This is a genomic window from Candidatus Angelobacter sp. (assembly GCA_035607015.1).
Taxonomy (GTDB): domain Bacteria; phylum Verrucomicrobiota; class Verrucomicrobiia; order Limisphaerales; family AV2; genus AV2.
Window position 1 is genome coordinate 1 of record DATNDF010000006.1, and the last position, 7,054, is coordinate 7,054.

Annotated in this window: 8 protein-coding genes; 6 read left to right on the plus strand and 2 right to left on the minus strand. The window is 58.2% G+C overall.

Annotated elements, in window-relative coordinates; all coding sequences use genetic code 11:
- On the minus strand, positions 1-397 hold a 397-nt coding region (locus VN887_00165; GenBank protein HXT38412.1), incomplete at its 3' end, for a DUF5009 domain-containing protein.
- A gap of 171 nt (positions 398-568) precedes the next feature.
- On the opposite strand from VN887_00165, the gene VN887_00170 reads away from it, so the two are divergent.
- The 5 genes from VN887_00170 to VN887_00190 all read left to right on the plus strand — a co-directional run bounded on the left by VN887_00170 (position 569) and on the right by VN887_00190 (position 4,863).
- Complete coding sequence (locus VN887_00170; protein HXT38413.1) at positions 569-1,504, plus strand: substrate-binding domain-containing protein; 936 nt, start codon at positions 569-571, stop codon at positions 1,502-1,504.
- A 48-nt stretch (positions 1,505-1,552) separates the two neighbouring features.
- Entirely contained in the window at positions 1,553-1,915 is a 363-nt protein-coding gene (locus tag VN887_00175; protein HXT38414.1) for a cupin, read from the plus strand.
- An 83-nt stretch (positions 1,916-1,998) separates the two neighbouring features.
- On the plus strand, positions 1,999-2,844 hold the full coding sequence (locus tag VN887_00180) for a hypothetical protein (GenBank protein HXT38415.1): 846 nt from the start codon (positions 1,999-2,001) through the stop codon (positions 2,842-2,844).
- An 82-nt stretch (positions 2,845-2,926) separates the two neighbouring features.
- Positions 2,927-3,574 carry an alpha/beta fold hydrolase gene (locus VN887_00185; protein ID HXT38416.1) on the plus strand — a complete coding sequence of 216 codons (648 nt, stop codon included), beginning with the start codon at positions 2,927-2,929 and terminating at the stop codon, positions 3,572-3,574.
- On the plus strand, positions 3,574-4,863 hold the full coding sequence (locus tag VN887_00190) for a DUF4147 domain-containing protein (protein ID HXT38417.1): 1,290 nt from the start codon (positions 3,574-3,576) through the stop codon (positions 4,861-4,863). The genes VN887_00185 and VN887_00190 overlap by 1 nt, the downstream gene beginning before the upstream one ends.
- A gap of 615 nt (positions 4,864-5,478) precedes the next feature.
- On the opposite strand, the gene VN887_00195 is transcribed toward VN887_00190, so the two are convergent.
- Positions 5,479-6,375, minus strand: coding sequence for an MBL fold metallo-hydrolase (locus VN887_00195; protein HXT38418.1), 897 nt, complete (start codon positions 6,373-6,375; stop codon positions 5,479-5,481).
- A gap of 221 nt (positions 6,376-6,596) precedes the next feature.
- Between VN887_00195 and VN887_00200 the strand changes: the two genes are divergently transcribed.
- A partial coding sequence (locus VN887_00200; protein ID HXT38419.1) for an NAD(P)-dependent oxidoreductase occupies positions 6,597-7,054 on the plus strand: 458 nt, incomplete at its 3' end.

A 7,054-nucleotide genomic window follows, 5' to 3' on the forward strand; every position in this document is an offset into this window, starting at 1 on the left:
CGCCATAGATCCTCAAATGCGCCGGATCGTAGTGTGTCGGGAATCCATTCAGAAACACGCCCATGGCAAACAGGACCACGCCTCTCCACAGCACGTGCTTAAAAAGGGTTAACCGCGAGTCGCCTCGTTGCAGGCGCGAGCTGAACGAGAACGCCATTGCCACGCCGACGATGAATACGAAGAACGGAAACACCAGGTCGGTAGGCGTCCAGCCGTTCCACTCCGAGTGGCGTAGCGGCGCGTAGACCGAGGCCCAATTGCCCGGATCATTCACCAGGATCATGCCCGCAATGGTCAATCCGCGGAACAGATCGAGAGACATCAGGCGGGTGGAAGCAGGAGCTGTGGCCGATACACCGGTTTCGACGACCTTGGGAGAGGTAACAACAGGGGACATTGAACCGCTTGGACCTCAGCGGCGGATTCTAACACTTTGCCTCAAAGAGCGACCTCAGCTCTGACACGCCTTGCTCGTAGCCCGTTCGTGCCAAAACGGAAAACTCCTCGTTACTAAGGTTACGTTTAGATTTACACCAAAGCGTACCAAAATAGCCGAAGTGGTCTAACTATGAAAAAGCTGCGTTTCGTGGTTTCTCTGACGACGCACGACAACGATTTCCAAATGGAACAGGCTGCCGCCGCGCAAGATGCAGCCAACCGCCTTGGCGTAGACATCGAAATCATATACGCCGATAACGACGCCATCCAACAGAGCCAACAACTCCTCCACGTGATTCAGTCGAACTCCGCTCTGCCCGATGGCATCATCTTCGAACCCACGGGAGGCACTGCCTTTCCCCTCGTCGCCAAAGCTGCCGCCGCTGCTGGTATCGGCTGGGTGGTGATGAACCGCGACGTCGAATATCTCTCCGAACTCCGCCGCAGCTACAAGGCCCCTCTCTTTTCGGTTACGTCGGACCACGAGGAAATAGGCCGCATTCAGGGCCGCCAGGTAACCGCAATGCTGCCCAATGGTGGCAGCGTTCTATTGATCCAAGGACCAGCCGAGTCCATGGCGTCGAAACACCGTACGTCCGGGCTCTATGACACCAAGCCCATCGGCGTGCAGATCAAAGTCCTGAAATCCAACTGGACTGAAGCCGGAGCCTACAAGATCGTCAGCTCGTGGCTGAAGCTTTCAACCTCGATGCAAACACCGCTCGACCTGGTCGTCTCACAGAATGACGCCATGGCAATTGGAGCGCGGAAAGCCTTCCAGGAAATTGGCGACGCCACGGCGCGCGGAAGGTTTGCTCACTTGCCATATCTGGGGATTGATGGCGTCCGCAGTACTGGGCAATCCTGGCTGAAGCGCGGCCTGCTGAACGCCACGGTTGTGGTCCCGCCGAACACCGACCTTGCAATCCAAATGCTTGCCCACGCGGTGCAAACGGGGACCATGCCACCAGAAAAGACTCTGACTACACCGCGCTCGCTCCCCACCATTGAGGAATTGGCGAAACACCCCGTGCAGGCATCGAAAAGCCAGGCCGCTGGAGTCTAACTATTGGTTTGAACCATCACCCCATGCCGAGACTGCTATAGTCTCGGCATGCCCATCCTGATCGAGCAGCCCAAGCGCATTGAAGCCGCCGGAAACAAGCCCAAGCTCATTGACGAATACATCGGCCGCGTAAATAGCCGGACCGCAGCCGTCAGCGTCGCTCACATGCGCAGCCCCGAGGGCTGGACCGAGCCCGGCCAGGAGCCCGAGTTCGATGAATTCACGATCGTCCTGAAGGGCATGCTGCGGGTCCAACACAAGAATGGCGCTCTCGATGTCCGCGCCGGGCAGGCCGTCGTCGCTAACCGCGGCGAATGGATCCAATACTCGACGCCGGAGCCCGGAGGCGCCGAATACATCGCAGTCTGTCTCCCTGCGTTTTCTCCCGACACGGTACATCGCGACTCGTAACCCGGTGGTTCCATAGCCCAATGATCCAAAAATCTTCCTAACCATTTGCGCTGCTTTCCGTCTAACCTGCGTCGGAGGCGAATATGACAAAACACAAACTTGCCACCTGGTCGGGCGTGATTCTCGGAACGCTGCTGGCACTGACCATCAACGTTACCCTGGCCCACGCATCGGACAGCGACTGGGTGAAAGAGGAGTTCCACCAGACCTATCCGCTGACCGCAAATGGCCGTATCGAGGTATCGAACATTAATGGCGCAGTCCACATCGCCGTCTGGGACCAAAACCAGGTGAAGGTCGATGCGGTCAAACGCGCTGAAGACGAGGAAGGCCTGAAGGAAACCGAAATCCGCGTTAACCCTCGTTCCGACTCGATCTCCATTGAAACCAAGTATCACCAGGATGACAACGGCTGGCGCAACCACCACGGCGCGACGGTGGAGTACACGATCACCGTCCCCCGCAAAGCTAGCCTGGATGAAATCAAGTTGATCAATGGGCCTCTCGATGTAACCGGAGTGCTGGGCAGAGTCCACGCGTCCTGCATCAACGGCAAACTCATGGCCCATGGATTGGCGAGTGATGTAGAGCTCTCAACCGTGAACGGTCCCATGGACATCAGCTTCCAACAGCTCTCCGCCGGCGATTTGCACTTGCAGTCCGTTAACGGTCCTGTCCGCCTCACGCTTCCTTCTGACGCGAAGGTGAGCATTGAGGCAAACACGGTGCACGGGCGCATTAGCAACGACTTCGGTCTCCACGTGAGCGACCATCGCATCGTTGGGCACGACATGCATGGCCAGCTCGGTGGCGGCGGCGCACACATTCAACTCAACAACGTGAATGGCTCGATCGAGATTTTTCACGCCAACGATGGGCACGCGATGAGCCCTGCCACCAGCGAAAGCGGCGACGATAGCGAGATTTGACGACCCGGTAGCCTTCCCCAACGCTCGAACGCGCCGGCAAGCGCTGCGGTAATCTAATTAGGTGAACACCGCTGCCGGCGCAATGCGTTCTCTTTTCCTCGACGGCCCAGCCGGAAGGCTTGAGGCCATTCTGAATCTCGGCGCCGACAATCCTACTCACGCCGCAGTTGTGTGCCATCCTCATCCGGTTTATGGCGGCACCTTGCACAACAAGGTTGTCTTTCACGCGATGAAGGCCCTGAATAGTTTTGGTTTTCCCGTGCTCCGCTTCAATTTTCGCGGAACCGGACTCAGCCAGGGCGAGCACGACTACGGACAAGGTGAAACTGACGACGTTCGTACCGCTCTCGATTGGCTCGATCGCGAGTTCCGCCGGCCGCTGATCTTCGCCGGATTTTCTTTTGGTGCCGCCGTTGGATTGCAGGCCGCCTGCCAGGACAACCGCGTCGTCGCTGCCATTGGCCTCGGTGTTCCGGTTCAGCCCGTTGAGGAACGCACCTACGATCTGTCTTGTCTGCGCGACTGCAGCAAACCGAAACTCTTCGTTAGCGGCAGCCGCGACCAGTTTGGTCCGCGGCCGAAGCTCGAGGCTCTGGTAAATTCTCTTGCTGAACCCAAGAAGTTGGTGGTCATCGACAGTGCCGACCATTTCTTCGAAGGCCGCCTTCGCGAAATGCGCGACGCAATTGAAACCTGGGTTCGGGAGAATGGACTGGCACCTCGCCCGTGATGAAACCGATCGTGCTCCACATCTTTGAACACGCATTGCGCGAAACCACCGTCAGCGCTGCCTTCGCGCGCCACATGTCCTGCGACCGCGGCGTGCTGCGCATCCGCGAGGACCTCTACGACCTGAATTCCTACACCCGCGTTTTCGTGATTTCACTCGGCAAGGCCGCCCACTCCATGCTGCAGGCCCTTCACGAGCAAACCGGTGAACGCTTCGAAGGCATTGTCGCAAGCCCGGTCCAGCCGGAGTTTCAGGTTCGCGGATTCCGCTATTTCCACGGCGGACACCCATTCCCGAACTCCGAGTCCATTGCCGCCGCCGAGGCAATGCTGAAATCCGCGGGCACTTTGAATGACTCCTGCCTAGCACTTTTCCTCATCAGTGGCGGCGGATCTGCTGCGGCCGAGAAGCCCATCGACGACGAGATCTCGCTCGACGACCTTGCCGCAACCTATCGCGCACTCGTGAATTGCGGCGCTCCCATCGGCGAGATCAATGCGATCCGCAAGCACCTTTCTGCGATCAAAGGAGGACGCCTCGCTCAGGCCGCCTACCCCGCCCAGCAGGTTTCGATCTTCGTGTCCGACGTTCCGGAGGCTACGCCTGACGCGCTGGCCTCCGGTCCCACTATGCCGGACTCGACTTCCGTTCTCGATTGCTACCGGATCGCCGCGAAGTACGCTCTGTTGGCGCAATTGCCTGCTTCCGTGCGCGAGCTCTGCGAGCGACATGCGCTCGATGAGACCGCAAAGTCCGACGATCCTGCATTCATCCGTGCCCGCTGGTGGACCCTGCTTTCGAACGACGCGATGCTGCAGGCCGCAAAAACCGAAGCCGAACGCCAGGGATTCGCCGTCGAAATCGACAACTCCTGCGATGACTGGGACTACGCCCGCGCCGCCGATTATCTGCTCGCCCGCCTTCGCGAGCTGCGCAAAAAGAACGAGCGTGTTTGCCTGCTTAGCGGCGGAGAGGTCACAGTACGTGTCTCGAACGGCGGCACGGGCGGGCGTAATCAGCAGTTCGCGCTCTACTGCGCCGAGAAAATCTCTGGCGAGAACGTTTGCGTTTTAAGCGCAGGTTCCGACGGCATTGACGGCAACAGTCCCGCCGCGGGCGCGATCGTGGACGGCACAACGGTGGAACGCTCCCGCAGTCAACAACTCGATCCGAACCTGCACCTGCAGAACTTCAACGCCTATCCGTTTTTTGAGAAGCTCGGCGACGCCATCGTGACCGGTCCCACGGGCAACAACCTTCGCGACATACGAATCCTGCTGGCGTATTAGTTCGCTCTTGCCATTAAACCTAAACACAAAGCTCTTAACCGCAGAGATCGCAGAGGGTGGGCTGAGGACGCAGAGATCACGCCGAGTACAGAAGCTCTATGTAGCGGAGCGTGCTTTCAAGGTTTCACAACTCCAAAGATCCTGGCGGGCATTTGAAAATCGTTTGGTTTTCTCGGCGTTCTCTGCGAGCAGTTCTCTGCGCTCTCGGCGGTTAAAGTTTTGTTTTTTCTTCGCGTCATTTGCGGCAAAAGATTTGGGTTGTGTTCGAATTCTTGGCCGACGGTCGCGGTTACAATTTTTCGCCACGCTTTCGACCGCGACGAATGCCAGTTCTCAAAGAAGCCTCGAAGCCACCCTATTCCTCTGTGTGCCCTCTGTGAATCCCTGTGTTCTCTGTGGTGAAAGGTTTGTCTTTCTTTGCGGTTGAAGGTCTGGCAGTTTCTCGTGAGCTGTCTTGAAGTCGGTTGTACAGTTTTCTCGGCGTCCTCTGCGCGCATCCTCAGCGGTCTCTGCGGTTAAATGTTTGGTTTTTCTTGGCGTGCTTTGCGATCTTTGCGGTTAAAATCTTGATTTTCTTTGCGTTCTTGGCGGTTTGAGCGGTTTGCGTTGCCCGAATCAGAACAGTTTGGTCACGCCTTCCGGCAAAACCAGCACGCGATCGCTCACGCCGGCGGCTGCCGCTTCCTGTTCCAGCAATTGCAGTGGTTCTTCCAGCGGTTCATGGGAGAGCCGGAAAGTCCCATAGTGCATGGGAACCATCCACCGCGAATTCAAATCGAGGAACGCCCGTGTCGCATCTGCCGGGCTGGTGTGCACATTGCGGAACGATGGCGGATTGTAGGCTCCGATCGGAAGCAGCGCGACCTGCGGCGCTAACCGAGTCCCAATCTCCCGGAACCCCGCAAAATACGCCGTGTCGCCGGCGTGATAGACCGAGTGCTTCCCGCCGCGCAACACATACCCTCCGTAGCCCCGGTGCGCGTCACGAAGAATGCGCGCGCCCCAATGGCGTGATGGCACATGCGTAATATTCAGATCACGGTGCCGAAAGGTGCTCCACCAGTTCAGTTCCACAACGTCGCGAAACCCCAGGTCGGACACGAGATCAAACACGTGTTCCGGGACCACCGCCGTGGGCGCCGATCCTCGAAACCGTTTCGTGTGCTGCACAATCGCTCGCAGCGACGGCCGGTGCAAGTGATCAAAATGCGCGTGTGTGATCAGGACGAGATCGATTGCCGGCAGGTCGGGAATGCGCACTCCCGGCTTCCGCAGCCGTTTCAGGACGAACAGCCACCGCGCGAAGTTGGGGTCAACAACCACGTTCTCCCCGCCAATCTGTAGGAAGAAGCTGGCATGCCCAATGAACGTCACGCCCATCTGGCCATTTGAGACAAGCACCGGCTTGTGCGATTCACCCGTTCGCGGTGTGATCGCCGAATGCCGAACCAGTTTCCCGAATTGCCGGGCGCGCTTGCGCAGCGCAGGATTCTTAAGCGCGTTTTTCAGCATGGGACGCCTGGGTTCCGGGACGCCGGCGCCTGGCCGGCACGGCCCTGTAATGTTTGCTCATCAGTAAATCCCAGCCTCATTTAGCTGCCACATGCCTACATCATCATTTTACCAATCCACAGCCTCAGCTTGACCCACCCCTGCTCCTCATTTCTAATTCCCTTGTTCTTTTCTTAACAGGAGCTTCTTAGATGCGAGTTGCATTTGTGGGTTTGGGAATTATGGGGCGCCCGATGGCGTCCAATCTTGTCAAAGCCGGACACGAGGTTTCTGTGTGGAACCGCAGCGCGGGCAAAGAGGTCGAAGGTGCGCGCTTGGCGTCCAGTCCAGCCGACGCCGCCCAGGGCGCGGAAGTCGTCTGGATCTGCGTCTCCGATACCGCGGCCGTCGAGCAGGTTTTGTTCGGCCCCAACGGTATTGACCAGTCGCTCACCGAAGGCATGATCATAGCCGACTCGAGCACCATTTCCCCGAGCGCCACTCGTAAGTTTGCCGAGCGCGTCGCGCAAAAAGGTGTGCAGTATGTGGACTCGCCCGTCACCGGATCAAAAGTTGGCGCGGAAGCCGGTACGCTGCTGTTTATCGTCGGCGGCGACGAAGCCACCATCGAAAGACTGAAGCCGCTCTATGCCGCCATGGGCAAAAAGATCTTCCGCATGGGCGATGTCAGCAAAGGCCA